This is a genomic window from Streptomyces sp. NPDC005181 (assembly GCF_040608395.1).
Classification (GTDB): domain Bacteria; phylum Actinomycetota; class Actinomycetes; order Streptomycetales; family Streptomycetaceae; genus Streptomyces.
Genome location: NZ_JBEXID010000023.1, coordinates 64,429 through 83,458, shown reverse-complemented (window position 1 = coordinate 83,458; position 19,030 = coordinate 64,429). Strand labels below are relative to the sequence as shown.

The 19,030-nt window shown below is 71.1% G+C and carries 14 protein-coding genes and 1 pseudogene; 12 read left to right on the top strand and 3 right to left on the bottom strand.

All coding sequences use genetic code 11. The features are described from left to right. The first annotated feature begins 12 nt into the window (after positions 1-12). Together ABZV38_RS17510 and ABZV38_RS17505 are read left to right on the top strand one after the other, a co-directional pair. Positions 13-1,794, top strand: a complete 1,782-nt coding sequence (locus ABZV38_RS17510) for a phosphatidylglycerol lysyltransferase domain-containing protein (RefSeq protein WP_356327908.1) — start codon at positions 13-15, stop codon at positions 1,792-1,794. Then, positions 1,791-2,525, top strand: a pseudogene (locus ABZV38_RS17505) (hypothetical protein); the annotation flags it as partial. The gene ABZV38_RS17510 and the pseudogene ABZV38_RS17505, both read left to right, overlap by 4 nt. Here the strand turns inward: ABZV38_RS17505 and ABZV38_RS17500 are convergent. After that, the gene (locus ABZV38_RS17500; RefSeq protein WP_356327907.1) at positions 2,471-3,232 is read right to left on the bottom strand and encodes a hypothetical protein; all 762 of its coding nucleotides are present in this window, start codon (positions 3,230-3,232) and stop codon (positions 2,471-2,473) included. The pseudogene ABZV38_RS17505 and the gene ABZV38_RS17500 overlap by 55 nt on opposite strands. Positions 3,233-3,319: 87 nt before the next feature. Here ABZV38_RS17500 and ABZV38_RS17495 point away from each other — a divergent pair, with 87 nt between their 5' ends. Then, a complete protein-coding gene (locus ABZV38_RS17495) occupies positions 3,320-4,099 on the top strand; it encodes an adenosylcobinamide-GDP ribazoletransferase (RefSeq protein WP_356327905.1) in 780 nt (259 codons plus the stop codon). Here the strand turns inward: ABZV38_RS17495 and ABZV38_RS17490 are convergent. Next, entirely contained in the window at positions 4,026-4,967 is a 942-nt protein-coding gene (locus ABZV38_RS17490; RefSeq protein ID WP_356327903.1) for an endo alpha-1,4 polygalactosaminidase, read from the bottom strand. The two genes, ABZV38_RS17495 and ABZV38_RS17490, sit on opposite strands and share 74 nt — an antisense overlap. Positions 4,968-5,228: 261 nt before the next feature. Between ABZV38_RS17490 and ABZV38_RS17485 the strand changes: the two genes are divergently transcribed. From ABZV38_RS17485 to ABZV38_RS17455, 7 genes are all read left to right on the top strand, one after another. Beyond that, complete coding sequence (locus tag ABZV38_RS17485; RefSeq protein WP_356327901.1) at positions 5,229-6,773, top strand: leucyl aminopeptidase; 1,545 nt, start codon at positions 5,229-5,231, stop codon at positions 6,771-6,773. Between the two features lie 327 nt (positions 6,774-7,100). After that, entirely contained in the window at positions 7,101-8,489 is a 1,389-nt protein-coding gene (gene lpdA, locus ABZV38_RS17480) for a dihydrolipoyl dehydrogenase (RefSeq protein WP_356327899.1), read from the top strand. A gap of 99 nt (positions 8,490-8,588) precedes the next feature. Continuing rightward, complete coding sequence (gene sucB / locus ABZV38_RS17475; protein WP_356327897.1) at positions 8,589-10,376, top strand: 2-oxoglutarate dehydrogenase, E2 component, dihydrolipoamide succinyltransferase; 1,788 nt, start codon at positions 8,589-8,591, stop codon at positions 10,374-10,376. Positions 10,377-10,529: 153 nt separating this feature from the next. Further along, positions 10,530-11,153: a GntR family transcriptional regulator gene (locus ABZV38_RS17470; RefSeq protein WP_356327896.1), complete on the top strand. Its 624-nt coding sequence runs from the start codon at positions 10,530-10,532 to the stop codon at positions 11,151-11,153. Between the two features lie 258 nt (positions 11,154-11,411). Further along, positions 11,412-14,081, top strand: coding sequence for a pyruvate dehydrogenase (acetyl-transferring), homodimeric type (aceE, locus tag ABZV38_RS17465; RefSeq protein WP_356327894.1), 2,670 nt, complete (start codon positions 11,412-11,414; stop codon positions 14,079-14,081). A gap of 127 nt (positions 14,082-14,208) precedes the next feature. Beyond that, complete coding sequence (locus ABZV38_RS17460) at positions 14,209-15,180, top strand: WYL domain-containing protein (protein ID WP_356327893.1); 972 nt, start codon at positions 14,209-14,211, stop codon at positions 15,178-15,180. 61 nt (positions 15,181-15,241) lie between these two features. Further along, positions 15,242-15,763 carry a DUF4240 domain-containing protein gene (locus tag ABZV38_RS17455; RefSeq protein WP_356327943.1) on the top strand — a complete coding sequence of 174 codons (522 nt, stop codon included), beginning with the start codon at positions 15,242-15,244 and terminating at the stop codon, positions 15,761-15,763. A 64-nt stretch (positions 15,764-15,827) separates the two neighbouring features. Here ABZV38_RS17455 and ABZV38_RS17450 read toward each other — a convergent pair whose 3' ends face one another. After that, entirely contained in the window at positions 15,828-16,346 is a 519-nt protein-coding gene (locus ABZV38_RS17450; protein ID WP_356327892.1) for a GNAT family N-acetyltransferase, read from the bottom strand. 127 nt (positions 16,347-16,473) lie between these two features. On the opposite strand from ABZV38_RS17450, the gene ABZV38_RS17445 reads away from it, so the two are divergent. Next, positions 16,474-17,373: a TIGR01777 family oxidoreductase gene (locus ABZV38_RS17445; protein WP_356327890.1), complete on the top strand. Its 900-nt coding sequence runs from the start codon at positions 16,474-16,476 to the stop codon at positions 17,371-17,373. 170 nt (positions 17,374-17,543) lie between these two features. After that, on the top strand, positions 17,544-18,857 hold the full coding sequence (locus tag ABZV38_RS17440; protein WP_356327888.1) for an NAD(P)/FAD-dependent oxidoreductase: 1,314 nt from the start codon (positions 17,544-17,546) through the stop codon (positions 18,855-18,857). The last annotated feature ends 173 nt before the right edge of the window (positions 18,858-19,030 follow it).

Below are 19,030 nucleotides of genomic sequence, written 5' to 3'. Positions count from 1 at the left end.
TGATCGCTTTTCATGGGAGAGGTCCGATTGGCCGGCGGGGGTGCCCGGCGGAGCACCGTCCGCTCACGACGCAGCGCGGCATTCGCCATCTGGTACCTGCGCGTCGTGTCGTTCATCAATTTCCTGAGCGCCGTCTGGGTCACGCTCGGCCAGGACCTCCGCCGGCACAACACCGAGAACTACTTCACGCCCTATCTGCTCACCGCGGGCTTCTCCTCCGGGGTGGTCGCACTCTTCCTGGCGGTCACCATGCGCCGCCGCAAGCGGGCCGCGTGGATCGTCAACATGGTGCTGAGCGGTCTGCTGCTCCTGCTCTTCGCCTTTGTGATCTCCTTCCCGGAGATCCAGCAGTACCCGCAGAACTGGATCTCCCTGGCACTGACCGCCCTGTTCGTCCTGGCGCTGCTGCTGGGCCGGCGGGAGTTCTACGCCAAGGGCGACAGATCCAACCCGAAGCTGGCGGCCGTGGTCGCCATCGGCGGGCTGCTGCTCACCTCGCTGATCGCGACCCTGCTCGTCACCGTCACCAACACGGCACACGACGAGTACCGCTCGACCTTCCTCGACCGCTGGCGCTACGGCGCGCTGCGGCTGATCTCGGTCGCCGCCGACAACTCCCGCTTCCCCGGCATCACCGTGCCCGGCTGGGTCAATGTCGTCATCAACATCCTCTCCACCCTGCTGCTGATCGCCGTCGTGTACGCGGCTTTCCGCTCCCGCCGGGCCGTCGACCCGATCACCCCGCAGGACGAGGACCGGCTCCGCGTCCTGCTCGACAAGCACGGCGACCGCGACTCGCTCGGCTACTTCGCGCTGCGCCGGGAGAAGAGCGTCGTCTGGTCGCCGACCGGGAAGGCCGCCGTCGCCTACCGGGTGGTCGGCGGGGTCTCGCTCGCCTCCGGTGACCCGATCGGCGACCCGGAGGCCTGGCCCGGCGCGATCGGACCATGGCTCGCCGAGGCCCGCGAGCACGGCTGGATTCCCGCGGTGATGGGAGTGAGCGAGGAGGGCGGCACGGTCTACGCCCGGCACGGCCTCGACGCGCTGGAGCTCGGCGACGAAGCGATCGTGGAGACGGCCGAGTTCACCCTCGACGGGCGGGCGATGCGGACCGTCCGCCAGGCGTACAACCGGGTCAAGCGCGCCGGGTACGAGGTGACCGTCCGCCGCCACGCGGACATCCCCGACGACGAGATGGCCGAACTCCTGCGCCGCGCCGACGACTGGCGCGACGGGGAGACCGAGCGCGGCTTCTCGATGGCGCTCGGACGGCTCGGCGATCCGGCGGACGGGCAGTGCGTGATGCTGGCGTGCCGGGACAGCGGTGACGCCCCGGGACAGGGCGAGTTGCGTGCCGTACTGAGCTTCGTCCCCTGGGGTCCGAGCGGTCTCTCGCTGGACCTGATGCGCCGTGACCGGAACTCCGAGAACGGCCTGATGGAGTTCATGGTCATCGAACTCCTGCAGCGCGCCCGGGAAATCGGAATCACCCAGGTGTCGCTCAACTTCGCAATGTTCCGGTCCGTCTTCGAGAGGGGATCGCGGCTCGGCGCCGGACCGGTGCTGAGGCTGTGGCGCTCACTGCTCAGCTTCTTCTCGCGCTGGTGGCAGATCGAGTCGCTCTACCGCGCCAACGCCAAGTACCGACCGATCTGGGAGCCGCGCTTCATGCTCTTCGAGAAGAGCTCCGACCTGCTGCGCATCGGCATCGCCGCGGCCCGCGCCGAAGGCTTTCTGGAGGCTCCCGGCCTGCCCAGGTGGATGCACCGTTCGCATCTGGGGACGCGTAGATGAGACCGGTGACCGCGCTGCGCACGACCGCCCGCCGCGAGTGGGGGCCGCTGCTGTCGACCGTTCGTTGCGCGCTCGCCGGCTCCCGGCTGCGGGCCGTCCCGGTGACCCTCGGGGCGGTCTGCCTGACGGCCCTGCTCCAGGTGGTGCAGAACCAGTCCTGGGGCCGGCGACCCGTGCACGTCCTCGGCTCGGTGCGGGCCGAGGACCCGCTGTGGATCGCCCTGCTGCGTACCCCGCTGTCTCTGTTCGTACCCGCGCCGGATCTGCCGGTGTGGGGTGCGCTGGCGCAGGTACTGGTGGTGTTCGGGATCGCCGAGATCTGTCTGGGCCGGTGGCGCACCCTGCTGATCGCGTACGTCGCGACGCTGGCCGGGACGCTGTACGCACGGGCCGGCGTCGCGGTCGGCCCGGACGGGCTGTTCGGACTGCCCGCCTCGGACGCACAGGTGGTCGACACCGGCCCGTCGGCGGCGGTGGTCGGGCTCGCGGTGTATGTGTGCCACGCCTACCGGGCCTGGTCCACCGGGGCGGTGGTGATCGCGGCGATGGCCATCGAGGTGGTCTTCAAGAACAATCTGGCGGGCAAGGAGCATCTCGCGGCGATCGTCGCGGTACTGATCCTGTGCGACTTCACGGCCCGGCGCGACCGGCGCCGCCGGCGGCGCGCCCGCCGCGGTCAGGACTTGCGCACCGGGGCCGGAGTCCGGTCCGGCGCGCCGCCGATCAATTCCTCGAATCTGCGGCGCGGCCCCACCCAGCGCCGGTCGTGGTGGTACGCGCGCAGCACCGCCCTGGAGCGGGCGCGGTGCCGGTTGCGGTAGAAGCGCTTCGCCCACCTCGACGTCGGCCGGGCCAGCCGGATCGCGCCGAACAGAGCGACGAACGGCACCAGGGTGCCGATCACCGCCATCCGGGCCTTGCCCTTGAAGAGTGCGACCAGCACGAAGCAGAAGTTGACCACCAGGGTCAGGACGATGCCGAGCCGTCCCTGCTCCTGATCGTTGGTCAGTTCGTTCACCCCGAGCGGTGAGAAGCCGCCGAGGAGGAGCAGGACGAGCGCCGCGGTGAGGACGACGATCTCCACACTCTGCCGGCCCTCCTCGGTCCAGTACACGTCGTCGAGATGGAGGATCAGGGCGAACTCGTCCAGCACCAGCCCTGCCCCCATCCCGAAGATCACCGCGCAGACGCCCGCCGTGACGCCGTGCCGCCCGCTGGAGACCGCACCGAAGCCGCCGATCACCGTCAGCACCACACCGGGCACCACATGGTGAACGTGCAGGCCACCGGGCGTGATGTTGCGGAACGGACCCTTCCCGGCCCTGATCAGCCGGGTGATGAGACGGGTGATGGCGAAGGTCAGCACAAAGGCGGCCAACGCGAGGAGCAGGGGCAGCTTCCCCGGCTCGACGAAGTTCTGATCGAACCAGTGACCCATGCCACCCTCTCCCGATGATCCATTTTGTGACGTTCTGCAGCGTTTCGGCCAATCTATCGACCCGGCGCAGCGATTAGCCTGCGCGCCGTGACCTCCCCGAACAGCCACGGCATACGTTTCGCCTTCGGCACCCTGACCGTCCTCCCCGTCCGCGTCACCCGCTGGGACCGCGATGCGGCCCGCGCCGGGATGCTGTGCGCCCCTCTCGCCGGTCTGGTGGTGGGGCTGCTGGCGGCGGTGCCCGGTGGACTGTTGCTGCTGTTCGGCTCGGGGCCGCTGCTCGCCGCGGTCGCCTCGGCCGCGGTACCCGCGGTCCTCACGAGGGGACTGCATCTCGACGGCCTCGCGGACACGGCGGACGGACTGGGCAGCGGCAAACCCGCTCAGGACGCGCTGCACATCATGAAACAGTCGGACATTGGGCCATTCGGTGTGATCACCCTGCTGTTCGTGCTGCTGGCCCAGGTCGCGGTCCTCCACCCGCTGTACGGGCAGGGCTGGGCGCACGGTGCGATGGCGGCGGTCGTCGCCGGGGTCACCGCCCGGCTCGCGCTCACGCTGGCTTCCCGTCAGGGCGTGCCGCCGGCCCGGCCGGAGGGGCTGGGGGCGGCGGTTGCGGGGACGGTCTCTCTGCGGGCGGCGGCGGGCGCGGCTGCGGTGGTGGTGGCCGCGTGTGCGGGGGCGGGTGCGGTGTTCGGGGGGTACGCACCGTTGCACCAGGGACTTGCGGTGGTGGGCGGGCTGGCCGGCGCGCAGGTGTTGCTGCGGCACTGCGTGCGGAGATTCGGCGGGGTCACGGGCGATGTGTTCGGAGCGGTTGCGGAGGTCGCAGCGACAGGGGCGCTGGTGGTGCTGGCCCTGGGGTGAGAGGCCGCGGGGCAGCCCGATTACCGTTTTGTCCTCCATCGCCGGACGGGCTCGACGTACAGCTCCGGCGCCAGACTCCGAGTTCGTACTTCTTGCGCAGTGAGCTCAGACGCAGTTTCTTCGACTGCGGGCAGAACCGCGCCACCGGCACCTCGTACTCCACATGGAAGACCGCCTTGTCCGCCTCGATGAACGGGGTGAGGGCGGCGCACTCGTCGTACTGCGCGCACTGTTCGTTGACCGCGAAGTCGAAGTCCGGCTCCAGCTGCGGGATCTGGTCCAGGTCGTTCTTCAGGCCGACGGCGAGTCCGTGGCGGTGGGCGATGCGGGCGACGAGCCGGTTGTAGCGCACCTGGTCGGCGGCGGCCAGCGGGAAACCCGTCCGATTGCGGTAGCCGTCCATGTTGTCCGGTTCGACCGCGTCGAAGCCCTTCTTCGCGCACATCTCGATCCGGGCCTCCATCAGCGGTTCCAGCAGGTCCGTGCGGCGGATGTCGAGCCAGCGCTCCCCCGGCCAGCCGTTGCCCCTTCCGCGTACCGAGGCGGGAAACTTCGCCGCATCCGGGCGGAAGTCCTCCCAGGCGCCCGTGGAGACGTAACAGATGACCTTGCGGCCCCGGCGGTGCAGATCGGCGACCGCCGACGCGTCGTGTTCGAAGCCGTCGATGTCGTACACCGGGACGTCCACGGTGGGGTCGAGACGGCCGGAGAGCTGCCACTGCCAGTCGGCGCCGGGCCTCGGCTGCCAGCGCGCCGCGGGGGCGGATTCCGGCGCCGAGGTGCAGCCGGCCAGGACCGCCGACAGAATCAGTACGGCGGGCAGCGCCGGCCCCGGTCGCGACCTGCGTGCAGCCCACTGGGCGCGCATCGCCCTCCCCCGCTCGCTCCGGCATTCCCAACCGACCCTACTGGCAAGGGCGTTTGCGCCTCCGGGGCCCCGGTCCTGGCCGGCCGGTGCCGGAGCCGTGCCCCGGGAACAGGTCGCTGACGGCCCGCCGACGTGATCCGGCAGCAAAGGCGCGCGTAGGCTCATTCCCGGCGCATTGCGGCGGCGTCTACGATGCGCCGGGCACGGTCGGCCCACCCCTCGACCGACAAATGAACTCAACGGAAGCGAGATTTCACCACCGTGACTGCTCTCACTCTCAGCACTGCCGGTGCGGCGACGCTGCGCGCCGACGCACTCGTCGTCGGCGTCGCCAAGGGCGCCAAGGGTCCGGTCGTCGCACCGGGCGCCGAGGCCGTGGACAAGGCGTTCGACGGAAAGCTCGCCACCGTCCTGGAAACCCTGGGCGCCTCCGGTGCCGAGGGCGAAGTCACCAAGCTCCCCGCGCCGGCCGGCCTCAAGGTCCCCGTCGTCATCGCGGTCGGGCTCGGTACGGCTCCGGAGAAGGACGCGGCGTTCGACGCGGAAGCACTGCGCCGGGCCGCCGGCTCCGCCTCGCGTGCGCTGGCCGGTTCGAAGAAGGCCGGCTTCGCGCTGCCGGTCACATCGGTCGAGGACGCCGAGGCCGTCGCCGAGGGCGCACTCCTCGGTGCGTACGCCTTCACCGCGTACCAGGGCGGCGAGACCAAGCTCGACTCGAAGGACAAGAAGAACGGCAACGGTCCGAAGCAGCCGCTCGCCGAGGTCGCCCTGCTCGGCGCCAAGCCGCGCGACAAGGCCTTCAAGGCGGCCGCCGAGCGCGCCGTCGCGGTCGTCGAGGAGATCAACCGCGCCCGCGACCTGATCAACACCCCGCCGAACGACCTGTACCCCGAGTCCTTCGCCGCCGTGGCCACGGCCGCCGGCAAGGAGCACGGCATCAAGGTGCAGGTCCTCGACGAGAAGGCGCTCGTCAAGGGCGGCTTCGGCGGTCTGCTGGGCGTCGGCCAGGGCTCGACCCACGGCCCCCGTCTGGTGAAGCTCGCCTACACGCACCCGAAGGCGGAGAAGACCCTGGCCCTGGTCGGCAAGGGCATCACGTACGACTCGGGCGGCATCTCGCTGAAGCCGGCCGGTCACAACGAGACGATGAAGTGCGACATGAGCGGCGCCGCCGCCGTGTTCGCGACCGTCGTCGCTGCCGCCCGTCTGGGGCTCCAGGTCAACGTCACCGGCTGGCTGGCGCTCGCCGAGAACATGCCGTCCGGCAACGCGACCCGCCCGGGTGACGTGCTGCGCATGTACAGCGGCAAGACCGTCGAGGTCCTCAACACGGACGCCGAGGGCCGGCTCGTCCTCGGCGACGCGCTCACCCGTGCCTCCGAGGAGAACCCGGACGCGATCGTCGACGTGGCGACCCTGACCGGCGCGATGGTGCTGGCACTGGGCCACCGCACCTTCGGCATCATGGCGAACGACGACGCCTTCCGTACCTCCATCCACGAGATCGCCGAGGAGGTCGGCGAGGCCTCCTGGCCGATGCCGCTCCCCGCCGACCTGCGCAAGGGTATGGACTCCCCGACCGCCGACATCGCCAACATGGGCGAGCGGATGGGCGGCGGCCTGGTGGCCGGCCTGTTCCTGCAGGAGTTCGTGGGCGAGGGCATCGCCTGGGCGCACCTGGACATCGCGGGCCCGGCCTTCCACGAGGGCGCGCCGTACGGCTACACGCCGAAGGGCGGCACCGGTTCCGCGGTCCGCACGCTGGTGAAGCTGGCGGAGCGCACCGCGGCCGGCGACCTCGGCTGAGGCAGCTGTGTGCGTACGGCCCCGGGCATACGTCCGGGGCCGTACGTGTTCCCCTCCTTGACACCGCTGCACCGCGTCACACAGGTTTCGCTCTCAACGAAATCCGTATGTCTCTACGCAGCGGTAACCCTCTGGGCCGGACCATCAGCTGTCCCAGACCAGGGCCCCGCGTCCCGCCCACCGTCAACAAGTGCGAAGATGGGTTCTCGGCAGGACAGGGCCCCCACCACAGGGCCGAAAGAAAAAGCGGCCGAACACCAGCCGACCGGCCGGTCACACCCCAGCGACGGGGCCCGGCGTGCGGCGCACATGCATGGAGGACGTGACGTGGCGAACGACGCCAGCACCGTTTTCGACCTAGTGATCCTCGGCGGTGGTAGCGGCGGTTATGCCGCGGCCCTGCGCGGAGCGCAGCTGGGCCTGGATGTCGCTCTGATCGAGAAGGGCAAGGTCGGCGGCACCTGCCTGCACAACGGCTGCATTCCCACGAAGGCGCTGCTGCACGCCGGCGAGATCGCCGACCAGGCACGCGAGGCCGGCCAGTTCGGCGTCAAGGCCACCTTCGAGGGCATCGACATCGAGGCAGTCCACAAGTACAAGGACGAGGTGATCACCGGCCTGTACAAGGGCCTGCAGGGTCTGATCGCCTCGCGCAAGGTGACGTACATCGAGGGTGAGGGACGGCTCTCCTCCCCCACCTCCGTGGACGTGAACGGCCAGCGCATCCAGGGCCGCCACGTGCTCCTGGCGACCGGCTCCGTGCCGAAGTCGCTGCCGGGCCTGGAGATCGACGGCAACCGCATCATCTCCTCGGACCACGCGCTGAAGCTGGACCGCGTCCCGCAGTCCGCGATCGTGCTGGGCGGCGGCGTCATCGGCGTCGAGTTCGCCTCGGCGTGGAAGTCCTTCGGCACCGACGTCACCATCGTCGAGGGCCTGAAGCACCTCGTTCCGGTCGAGGACGAGAACAGCTCGAAGCTTCTTGAGCGCGCTTTCCGCAAGCGCGGCATCAAGTTCAACCTCGGCACCTTCTTCCAGAAGGCCGAGTACACCGACAACGGTGTGCGGGTCACCCTCGCCGACGGCAAGACCTTCGAGGCGGAGATGCTGCTGGTCGCGATCGGCCGCGGCCCGGTCTCGCAGGGTCTGGGTTACGAGGAGGCCGGCGTCGCGATGGACCGCGGCTATGTCCTGGTCGACGAGTACATGCAGACCAACGTCCCGACCGTCTCGGCCGTGGGCGACCTGGCGCCGACCCTCCAGCTCGCGCACGTCGGCTTCGCCGAGGGCATGCTGGTCGCGGAGCGGCTGGCCGGTCTGAAGGTTGTTCCGGTCGACTACGACGGCGTCCCCCGGGTGACGTACTGCCACCCCGAGGTCGCCTCCGTAGGTATCACCGAGGCGAAGGCCAAGGAGCTCTACGGCGCGGACAAGGTCGTCGCTCTGAAGTACAACCTCGCGGGCAACGGCAAGAGCAAGATCCTGAAGACCGCGGGCGAGATCAAGCTCGTCCAGGTCAAGGACGGTGCCGTGGTCGGCGTGCACATGGTCGGTGACCGTATGGGCGAGCAGGTCGGCGAAGCCCAGCTGATCTACAACTGGGAGGCGCTGCCGGCCGAGGTCGCGCAGCTCGTCCACGCCCACCCGACGCAGAACGAGGCGCTCGGTGAGGCCCACCTGGCCCTGGCGGGCAAGCCCCTGCACTCCCACGACTGATCCAGTCAGGGCGCGACGACCGACACTTCCGCACTTCCCCGAGCTCGCGGTCCCGCTCGCGAGCTCGGGGAGACCACATCCTTAGGAGCAACTGAAACCATGTCGGTTTCCGTAACCCTTCCGGCGCTCGGCGAGAGCGTCACCGAGGGCACTGTCACCCGCTGGCTGAAGGCCGAGGGCGAGCGCGTCGAGGCCGACGAGCCGCTGCTCGAGGTCTCGACCGACAAGGTCGACACCGAGATCCCCGCCCCCGCCGCCGGCATCCTCGCGTCCATCAAGGTCGCCGAGGACGAGACCGTCGAGGTCGGCGCCGAGCTGGCCATCATCGACGACGGCACGGGCGCACCCGTCGCGGCCGCGGCTCCGGCCGCCGAGCCCGCGGCCGCGCCTGCCGCTGCCGCCCCGGCCCCGGTCGCCGAGGCCCCTGCCGCTGCCCCGGCCCCCGTGGCCGCGGCTCCGGCTGCTGCCCCGGCCGGTGGTGCCGCCGGCACCGACGTCACCCTTCCGGCCCTCGGCGAGAGCGTCACCGAGGGCACCGTCACCCGCTGGCTGAAGGAGGTCGGCGAGGAGGTCACGGAGGACGAGCCGCTGCTCGAGGTCTCCACGGACAAGGTCGACACCGAGATCCCCGCCCCGGTCTCCGGCGTGCTGCTGGAGATCGTGGTCGCCGAGGACGAGACCGCCGAGGTCGGCGCCAAGCTCGCCGTCATCGGTGTCGCGGGTGCTGCCCCGGCCACCGCCCCGGCTCCGGCCGCTCCGGCTCCCGTGGCCGCCCCGGCTGCGCCGGCCCCGGCCGCCGCTGCCCCCGCACCGGTCGCTCCGGCTGCCCCCGCTCCGGCTCCGGCCCCGGTGGCGCCCGCCGCCCCGGTCGCCGCTCCGGCGCCCGTGGCCGCTGCTCCGGTCGCCGCCCCGGCTCCGGTCACCCCGGTCGCCCCGGCCGCGCCTTCCGGTGACGAGGGCGCGTACGTCACGCCGCTGGTCCGCAAGCTCGCTGCCGAGAACGGTGTCGACCTCGCTGCGGTCAAGGGCACCGGCGTCGGTGGCCGTATCCGCAAGCAGGACGTCGTCGCCGCCGCGGAGGCCGCCAAGGCCGCCGCCGCTGCTCCGGCCCCCGTCGCGGCTGCCCCGGCGGCCTCGAAGGCGCCGATGCTCGAGGTCTCCCCGCTGCGCGGTCAGACGGTCAAGATGACCCGCATGCGCAAGGTCATCGGCGACAACATGATGAAGGCGCTGCACTCGCAGGCCCAGCTGACCTCGGTCCTCGAGGTCGACATCACGAAGCTGATGAAGCTGCGCAACCAGGCGAAGGCCGCGTTCGCCGCCCGTGAGGGCGTCAAGCTGTCCCCGATGCCGTTCTTCGTGAAGGCGGCGGCCCAGGCGCTGAAGGCCCACCCGGTCATCAACGCCCGGATCAACGAGGACGAGGGCACCATCACGTACTTCGACTCGGAGAACATCGGCATCGCCGTGGACGCCGAGAAGGGTCTGATGACCCCGGTCATCAAGGGTGCGGGCGACCTGAACATCGCCGGTATCTCGAAGAAGACCGCCGAGCTGGCCGGCAAGGCCCGCGGTGGCGGCCTGACCCCGGACGACATGTCCGGTGCCACCTTCACCATCAGCAACACCGGTTCGCGCGGTGCGCTGTTCGACACCGTCATCGTGCCGCCGAACCAGGCCGCCATCCTGGGCATCGGTGCCACGGTCCGCCGCCCGGTGGTCATCGACCACCCGGACCTCGGCGAGACGATCGCGGTGCGCGACATGACGTACCTCTCGCTCTCCTACGACCACCGTCTGGTGGACGGCGCGGACGCCGCCCGCTACCTGACCGCGGTCAAGGCGATCCTGGAGGCCGGCGAGTTCGAGGTCGAGCTCGGCCTGTAAGGCGGAGCACAACTCGTTGTAACCAGCCTCACCAGCGGCGCCCCCGTCCGGACCACTTCCGGGCGGGGGCGCCGCCGTATTGTCTAGACACCACCGGTCACCGCTTCGGCACCGACCGGACAGGCAGCGCCGGATTGCCCGAAGGAGCCCCTCATGACCCCGCCCGTCGTCCACTCGCTGCGCGAACAGATCCGCAAGCACATCGTGGACGGGATCGTCAGCGGGCGCTGGAAGCCGGGCGAGCGGATCGTGGAGCGGCGGATCGCCACCGAGTTGGAGGTCAGTCAGACACCCGTACGCGAGGCGCTGCGGGAGCTGGAGACCCTCCGGCTGATCGAGTCGGCACCCAACAAGGGCGTACGGGTGCGGAACCTGACCGCGGCCGACCTGGAGGAGTCCTACCCGGTACGGGCCGGTCTGGAGCAGATTGCTGCGGAGCTGGCGGCTCCGACGCTCGGCGAGGACTGCTCGCGGCTGTCGCCGCATGTGGCGGCGTTGTACGAGGCCGACCGGCTGGCCGACGGCGAGGCGCAGGTACGGCACACGGTGGCGTTCCACCGGGAGATGGTGCGGGCGGCCGGGAACGCCGTGCTGCTGCACACCTGGGAGGGCCTGGGTATCGAGGTGTTCACGGCGCTCTCGATCCGCTGGCTGGGGACGGTGCAGAAGTCGTACGCGGAGGAGCACGAGGCGCTCATCGACGCGTTCCTGCGCAAGGACCCGGACATCGGTGTGCTGGTGAAGGCGCATGTCCTGGGGTGCGCGCCGCGCGCCTGAGGCCCCTGCGCAGATGGGGGCAGGGGCGCTCGGCCGTGCAGTCGCGCGCCCGGCTTGATCCCATTTGGTGCGTCACTCCGTGCCTTGAAACAGGGCACGGGATGCCAATTTCTCCACATCGAGAAGTTTTGCCCTTCATCCTTTGATCGATCATCGATCAGCGACTTACAGTTCACCTTGCGGGCCCACCGGCCCCATCGCCCTGTCCTGCCAGTCAGGGCCTTTCTCCACCCCCCTCCTCTCCGGAAGGCGGCGATCATGACCGACCCCGTAGGAAAGCTTCCGAGCGAGCTCGACCAGCTCCCGGACCGTGACCCGGAGGAGACTGCCGAATGGGCGGCCTCCCTCGATGCCGTCACCAAGGCCGCGGGCCCGCACCGCGCCGCGTACCTGATGCGCCGCTCGCTCCAGCACGCCGAGGGTGCCGGTCTCGCGCTGCCCAAGCTGCTGGAGACCGATTACGTCAACTCCATCCCGACCGCCGCCGAGCCCGCGTTCGACGGCGACCTGGAGATGGAGTCCCGGATCACCGCCTGGAACCGCTGGAACGCGGCCGCGATGGTCACCCGTGGCGCCCGGCTCGGCGTCGGCGGCCACATCGCCACCTTCGCCTCGGCGGCCTGGCTGTACGAGACCGGCTTCAACCACTTCTTCCGCGGCAAGGAGGGGGACGGCTCCGGCGACCAGCTCTACATCCAGGGTCACGCCTCCCCCGGCATCTACGCCCGCGCCTTCCTCGACGGCCGGCTCAGCGAGCAGCAGCTCGACAACTTCCGCCAGGAGACGGGCGGCGACGGTCTGCCGTCCTACCCGCACCCGCGGCGGCTGCCCTGGCTGTGGGAGTTCCCCACCGTGTCGATGGGCCTCGGCCCGCTCTCGGCCATCTACCAGGCGCGCTTCAACCGCTATCTGGCCAACCGCAACATCAAGGACACGTCGAACTCGCACGTCTGGGCCTTCCTTGGCGACGGCGAGATGGACGAGCCCGAGTCGACCGCAGCCCTCGCCCTCGCGGCGCGTGAGCAGCTCGACAACCTGACGTTCGTCATCAACTGCAACCTGCAGCGCCTCGACGGCCCGGTCCGCGCCAACTTCCGGGTGGTCCAGGAGCTGGAGGGCGCGTTCCGCGGGGCCGGCTGGAACGTCATCAAGACACTCTGGGGCAACGCCTGGGACGAGCTGTTCCAGCTGGACACCACGGGCGCGCTGGTCCGCCGGCTCCGGCAGGTCCCGGACGCCCAGTTCCAGACGTACGCCACTCGCGACGTCGCGTACATCCGCGAGCACTTCTTCGGCGCCGAGCCGGCGCTCGCCGAGCTGGCGAAGCTGCTCACCGACGCGAAGATCGCCGAGTGCTTCTACACCTCCCGCGGTGGCCACGAGGCCCGCAAGGTGTACGCGGCGTACCGGGCGGCCGTCGAGCACAAGGGCGCGCCGACCGTGATCCTCGCGCAGACGGTGAAGGGCTACACGCTCGGCAAGGGCTTCGCGTCCAAGAACGCCAACCACCAGATGAAGAAGCTGACGATCGACGAGTTCAAGGGCATGCGCGAGCTGCTCGGACTCCCGATCCCGGACAGCGCCTTCGACGACGGCCAGGTGCCCTACGGCCACCCGGGCGCGGACTCTCCCGAGGTCCGCTACCTCCAGGAGCGCCGTGCCGCCCTCGGCGGCCCCGCCCCGGCCCGCCGGGTGCACGCGGTGGCACTGCCCGAGCCGGAGGAGCGGGCGTTCGCCGCGCTGAAGAAGGGGTCCGGCAAGCAGGAGATGGCCACCACCATGGCCTTCGTGCGCCTGGCCAAGGATCTGATGCGGGACAAGGAGACCGGCAAGCGCTGGGTTCCGATCGTCCCGGACGAGGCCCGTACCTTCGGCATGGAGTCGCTGTTCCCGTCGGCCGGCATCTACTCGCCGCTGGGCCAGACGTACGATCCGGTCGACCGCGACCAGCTGATGTACTACAAGGAGGCCAAGGACGGCCAGATCCTCAACGAGGGGATCACCGAGGCCGGGGCCATGGCCGACTTCATCGCCGCCGCCACGTCGTACGCGACGCACGGCGAGACGATGATCCCCTTCTACATCTTCTACTCGATGTTCGGCTGGCAGCGGACCGGCGACCAGATGTGGCAGCTCGCCGACCAGCTCGGCAAGGGCTTCATCGTCGGCGCCACGGCGGGCCGTACCACTCTGACCGGTGAAGGCCTCCAGCACGCGGACGGCCACTCGCACCTGATCGCGGCCACGAACCCGGCGTCGCTCAACTACGACCCGGCGTTCGCGTACGAGATCGCGGTGATCGTCAAGGACGGTCTGCGGAGGATGTACGGCCCCGAGGCCGAGAACGTCTTCTACTACCTGACCGTCTACAACGAGCCGAAACTGCAGCCCGCGATGCCGGAAGGCGTCGAGGACGGCATCATCAAGGGCCTCTACCGCTTCAAGGAGGGCACGCCCGCCTCGGCGGACGCGCCTCGCCTGCAACTGCTGGCCTCCGGCACGGCGATCCACTGGGCCCTGGCGGCCCAGGAACTGCTCGCCGCGGACTGGGGTGTCACAGCCGACGTCTGGTCCGCCACGTCCTGGGGCGAGCTGCGCCGCGAGGCGCTGGAGTGCGACGAGGCGCTGCTCCGCGGTGAGCAGCGGGTGCCGTACGTGACGCAGGCCCTGTCCGGTGCGCCGGGGCCGGTCCTCGCGGTCAGCGACTGGATGCGTCAGGTCCCGGACCAGATCAGCCAGTGGGTGGAGCAGGACTGGTCCTCGCTCGGCACGGACGGCTTCGGTCTGTCCGACACCCGTGACGCGGCCCGCCGCCACTTCGGCGTCGACGCCCCGTCGATCGCGGTCGCGGCACTGGCCCAGCTGGCGCGGCGCGGCGAGGTGCCCGCGTCGGCGGTCAAGGAGGCCCGGGAGAAGTACGGGCTGTGAGGTGACGGCGGCCGGGTACGCCCGGCCGCCGTTTCGCCCTCGGTCTCCGGGCGGGCTTGTTTTCCTGGCCTGACCGGAGAGGGCATTGTTGCAAGTCTGCCCGGCGGTTGGGGGGCAGACTTGCCTCATGCGCGCTGCCCGGCTCATCAAGATGGTGCTGCTCCTCCAGTCCCGGCCCGCCATGACCGCCGCCGAGCTCGCCCAGGCGCTGGAGGTCTCCGAGCGGACCGTCACCCGCGACGCCCAGGCGCTCTCCGAGGCGGGTGTTCCGGTGTACGCGGACCGGGGCCGGGCGGGCGGGTACCGGCTGGTCGGCGGGTACCGCACCCGGCTCACCGGCCTGGCCCGTAACGAGGCCGAGGCGCTCTTTCTCTCCGGCCTGCCGTCCGCGCTGCGCGAGATGGGGCTGGAGGACGCCGCGTCGGCCGCCCGGCTCAAGGTGTCCGCCGCTCTGCTGCCCTCGCTGCGGAACGCTTCGGACACCGCCGCGCAGCGGTTCCATCTGGACGCACCCGGCTGGTATCAGGAGCCCGTCACACCCGAGCTGCTGCCCGGCGTCGCGGAGGCCGTCTGGGACGACCGGATGATCAGGGCCCGTTACCGGCGCGGCGGGCCGGGCAGCGAGGCCGAGCGGAAGCTGGCACCGCACGGACTCGTTCTCAAGGCCGGGGTCTGGTACGTCTGCGCCCGCACCGGGACCGATTTCCGGGTGTACCGGATCGACCGCTTCACCGCGGTGGCCGTGACGGACGAACGGTTCGTCCGGGACGAGGACTTCGACCTGCCGGGGTTCTGGGACGAGCGGGCCGCGCAGTTCGCCCGGTCGATCCTGCGGACCGAGGTGACGGTACGGGTGTCGGAGGCAGGCGTAGACCGATTGCCGCATCTCGTGGACCGTTCGGCCGCCCTCGATGCGCTGGACGCGGCCGGCCCGCCCGACAACGACGGGTGGCGCACGGTCGTCCTGCCGGTCGAGTCGCTGGATGTCGCGTACAGCCAGCTACTGTCCCTGGGGCCGGAGTTGGAGGTGCTGGAACCGGCCGCTCTGCGGACCCGGTTCGGCGCTGCCGCCGAACGGCTGAGCGATCTCTATCGCTGAAGGCTTCTTTTCGGCGTCTCCGCGTGCGTCGCCTGCCGCCAAGGCCGATGCTTGTCCCGTGATGGACGAGACGGAATTCTGGGAGATGATCGACAGCACCCGCGAGGCCGCCGAGGGCGACCCCGAGGACCATGCCGACCTGCTCGTCGAACGGCTGGTGCAGCTCGATCCCGAATCCGTGCTGGACTTCGCCCGGCACTTCGAGGCCCGCTTCAACCGCGCGTACCGCTGGGACGTGTGGGGCGCCGCCTCCGTGCTGCTCGGCGGCGCGAGCGACGACGCGTTCGACTACTTCCGCTGCTGGCTGATCGGCCAGGGCCGGGAGATCTTCGAGGGGGCGGTGCACGATCCGGACAGTCTTGCCGAACTCCTCGACGACTTCGACGAGGAGATCGACGGGGATGCCGAAGACCTCGGCTATGCCGCCGACGAGGCCTACGAGCAGCTCACCGGCATTGTCACACCGGATCTCGGCCTTCCCCCGCAGTCGGCCGAGCCGGAGGGCACCCCGTTCCGCTTCGAGGACGACGGGGCCCTGGCCGCGCGCTTCCCGTTGCTCTGGGAGCGGTTCGGCGCCGGCTGACCCGCCCCCCTTCCCCCCCCCCGCGTTGCGCGCCGTCCGGTACCGGGCCGGCCGGGATTCCTGCTCACGGGGTGAGCGAACGGCCCATCAGTACGTCGTCCACGTAACGCCCGGCCAGGAAGAACTCACCGGGCAGCACGCCCTCGACGACGAACCCCTCCGAGGCGTAGAGCGCACGCGCGGGCGCATTGTGCCCGAGCACCCGCAGCGTCATCCGGCTCGCGCCCTCGCCGCGTGCCGCCGCGAGCGCGGCCCGCAACAGCCCCCTGGCGACACCGCGGCCGCGCGCCCAGTCGGCCACCGCCAGGCCCTGTATCTGGCGCACATGCGTGTTGCAGGCCAGCGGGGTCGGCGGGACGACCCTGATGTACCCGGCGATACGCACCTCGCCCGCCGCGTCCTCCGCCTCGGCGACGAGCAGGTGCTCGGGCCGGCTGCGGTCGCTGGAGAACGGCTCGTACGGCGGCTGCGGCCGCGGCTGCACCGAGTGCAGGGTCGACCAGGTGGCCCGGTCGAGCTCGCCGAGTGCGGTGTCGTCGCCGAGATCCGCGGGGCGGACGGGGCGGCTGCGGAGTTCAGGCATGCGCGCCACTGTGCCACGGCGCGCCCGGCCCCGTCACCGCGTCTCTGCCGGGCTCGGGGCCGACGGCACGGGCCGATGGGGCGGCACGGGCGAGGCGCCGCGCCCTCCCCTGCGGCAGGATGGATCCATGGCGCACTCCCGTATTGCAGTCACCGGATCCACCGGACTCCTCGGAACGGCGCTGGTGCGCTCGTTGCGGGCCGACGGACACGAAGTCGTACGCCTGGTCCGGCGCCCGGCGCAGGCCGGGGACGAGGTCGAGTGGGACCCGAAACGGGGTTACGTCGACGGGGCGGGCCTGGTCGGCTGCGACGCCGTCGTCCATCTCGCCGGCGCCGGGGTCGGCGACCACCGCTGGACGGAGGCGTACAAGCAGGAGATCCGGGACAGCCGGGTGCTGGGGACGGAGGCGATCGCGCAGGCGGTGACCTCCCTCGACGTACCACCGAAGGTCCTGCTGTCGGGGTCGGCGATCGGCTACTACGGCGACACCGGGGACCGCGCGGTCGACGAGAGCGCGCCGCACGGCGAGGGGTTCCTGCCGTCCGTGTGCGTGGAGTGGGAGGCGGCCGCGGCCCCGGCGGAGGAGGCGGGCGTACGGACGGTGTACGCGCGCACAGGCCTGGTCGTCGGCCGGGAGGGCGGCGCCTGGGGCCGGCTGTTCCCGTTGTTCCGGGCGGGCCTCGGCGGGCGGCTCGGCAACGGGCACCAGTACTGGAGCTTCATCGCGCTGCACGACCACATCGCCGCCATGCGGCACATTCTCGATACGCCGTCGCTGTCGGGACCGGTGAACCTGACCGGGCCGGCCCCTGTGACCAATGGTGAGGTGACGGCCGCGATGGGACGGGTGCTGCGCCGACCGACGCTGTTCGCCGTCCCGGCACCCGCCCTTCGGATCGCCCTGGGGGACTTCGCGGAGGATGTGCTGGGCAGTCAGCGGGTGCTGCCGACGAGGCTGCTGGAGTCGGGATTCTCGTTCGCCTTCCCCGGGATCGACGCCTCGATTCGCGCGGCGCTGCGCTGACCACGACCGGGCGAATCACACGGATGTGCGACCCCGTGCAACGGTGCCCCGGGCCGCGCGCGACTGCGCCTGCACCGGCCCCCTCCTAGCCTCATGGCGAACTCGGGCATTCCGGGGGCCTGTTGGGGGCAAGACCCTCCCAGCAGTCGCGCCGACTCGGGGAGGGGCACGTGCTCAGCACGGCACACCACGCGGACGTCGTCATCATCGGGGCCGGGATCGCCGGCCTGTCAGCAGCCCATCAACTGACCAGCGCAGGGGTAAGCGTCAGCGTCCTGGAGGCCGGCCCACGGGCCGGCGGGCGGATGACCACCGACGAAGTGGACGGATTCCGGCTCGACCACCTCGGCCCGCTTCTCAGCACCTCGTATCCGGAACTGCACACGACGCCAGGTCTCGAAGGGCTCGTGCTGCGGAACTTCGCGCCGGGGGTGCTCGTCCACAGCGAGGGCCGCCAGTACCGGACCGGCGATGTGCGGCACACACGGAGCGCACGGGGCGCACTCAAGGCGGCGCGCGCCCTGGCGAGCGCCCCCCGCCCACCGATGGGCGGACCGATCGACCAGGCCCGGCTCGGCGCCGCCCTGGCCCGGCTCGCCACCACCCCGGCGTCCCGCATCCTGACCCGGCCGGAACAGACCGCGCTCGCCGCCCTGTCCAGCCGCAGTCTGCCGTCCCGTACGGTCAACGGCTTTCTGCGCCCGCTGCTCACCGCGCTGCTCAGCGACCCCGGGCTCACCACGTCGAGCCGCTGCGCCGATCTCGTCCTGCGTGGCTACGCACGCGGCCGGCTGTGCGTACCGTCCGGCGGTTCGGCCACGCTGCCCGACCTGCTGGCGGCGGCGCTGCCGCCCGGCACCGTACGGACCGGTGTGCATGTCACTGCTGCCGACATCACCTCGGTCCGTACCAAGGAACACGGCGAACTGGGCTGCCGGTCCCTGCTGCTGGCCACCGGCGCGGGCGCCGCCGCCGAGCTGCTGCCCGGCCTGCGGGTGCCGTCCTTCCACCCGGTGACGGTCCTGCACCACACGGCCCCCGCTCCCCCGCCGACCGGCGCCGCGCTGCTGCTGGACGCCGACCGCTCGGGCCCGGTCGCGCACACCTGTGTGATGAGCGAGGTCGACCCCTCGCGCGCCCCGAACGGCCGGACCCTGATCACGTCGGCGGTGCTCGGCACCCCGCCGCCCGATCTCGACCGCTCGGCCCGCGCCCATCTCGCCTCGCTGTACGGCACCTCCACGGACGACTGGGAGCTGCTGGCCGCCCACCACGATCCGGAGGCGGTCCCGGCGATGCCTCCCCCGCACGACCTGCGTCGCCCGGTGCGGCTGCTCGCCGGGCTGTATGTGTGTGGCGACCACCGGGACACGAGCACGGTCCAGGGCGCCCTGTTCTCGGGCCGCCGCGCGGCGCACGCCATCCTCGGCGATCTGGGCATCCGGCCCGGTCACCCGGAGGCCGACTTGCGCGAAGCGGCCTGAGTCCGTCCGCACACAGCCTGCCCCGGTCCGGCCGGTCCCCACCCTCAAGACTCCTTACAGATCGGATCTCTCGCTCCACCTCCCGCTTTGGGGAGTGGTCCACACCACTCACGTAAACACCCTGGTCGCGCGACACATCTACCAGCTGTCGACGAGAACCCGCATCCTGGTGG

Excerpts from the sequence above, each read along its gene's own strand:
- ABZV38_RS17510 (WP_356327908.1), top strand. The coding sequence starts at position 13 with ATGGGAGAGGTCCGATTGGCCGGCGGGGGTGCCCGGCGGAGCACCGTC.
- ABZV38_RS17500 (WP_356327907.1), bottom strand. The coding sequence starts at position 3,232 with ATGGGTCACTGGTTCGATCAGAACTTCGTCGAGCCGGGGAAGCTGCCC.
- ABZV38_RS17490 (WP_356327903.1), bottom strand. The coding sequence starts at position 4,967 with ATGCGCGCCCAGTGGGCTGCACGCAGGTCGCGACCGGGGCCGGCGCTG.
- sucB (WP_356327897.1), top strand. The coding sequence starts at position 8,589 with ATGTCGGTTTCCGTAACCCTTCCGGCGCTCGGCGAGAGCGTCACCGAG.
- ABZV38_RS17470 (WP_356327896.1), top strand. The coding sequence starts at position 10,530 with ATGACCCCGCCCGTCGTCCACTCGCTGCGCGAACAGATCCGCAAGCAC.
- aceE (WP_356327894.1), top strand. The coding sequence starts at position 11,412 with ATGACCGACCCCGTAGGAAAGCTTCCGAGCGAGCTCGACCAGCTCCCG.
- ABZV38_RS17460 (WP_356327893.1), top strand. The coding sequence starts at position 14,209 with ATGCGCGCTGCCCGGCTCATCAAGATGGTGCTGCTCCTCCAGTCCCGG.
- ABZV38_RS17455 (WP_356327943.1), top strand. The coding sequence starts at position 15,242 with ATGGACGAGACGGAATTCTGGGAGATGATCGACAGCACCCGCGAGGCC.
- ABZV38_RS17450 (WP_356327892.1), bottom strand. The coding sequence starts at position 16,346 with ATGCCTGAACTCCGCAGCCGCCCCGTCCGCCCCGCGGATCTCGGCGAC.
- ABZV38_RS17445 (WP_356327890.1), top strand. The coding sequence starts at position 16,474 with ATGGCGCACTCCCGTATTGCAGTCACCGGATCCACCGGACTCCTCGGA.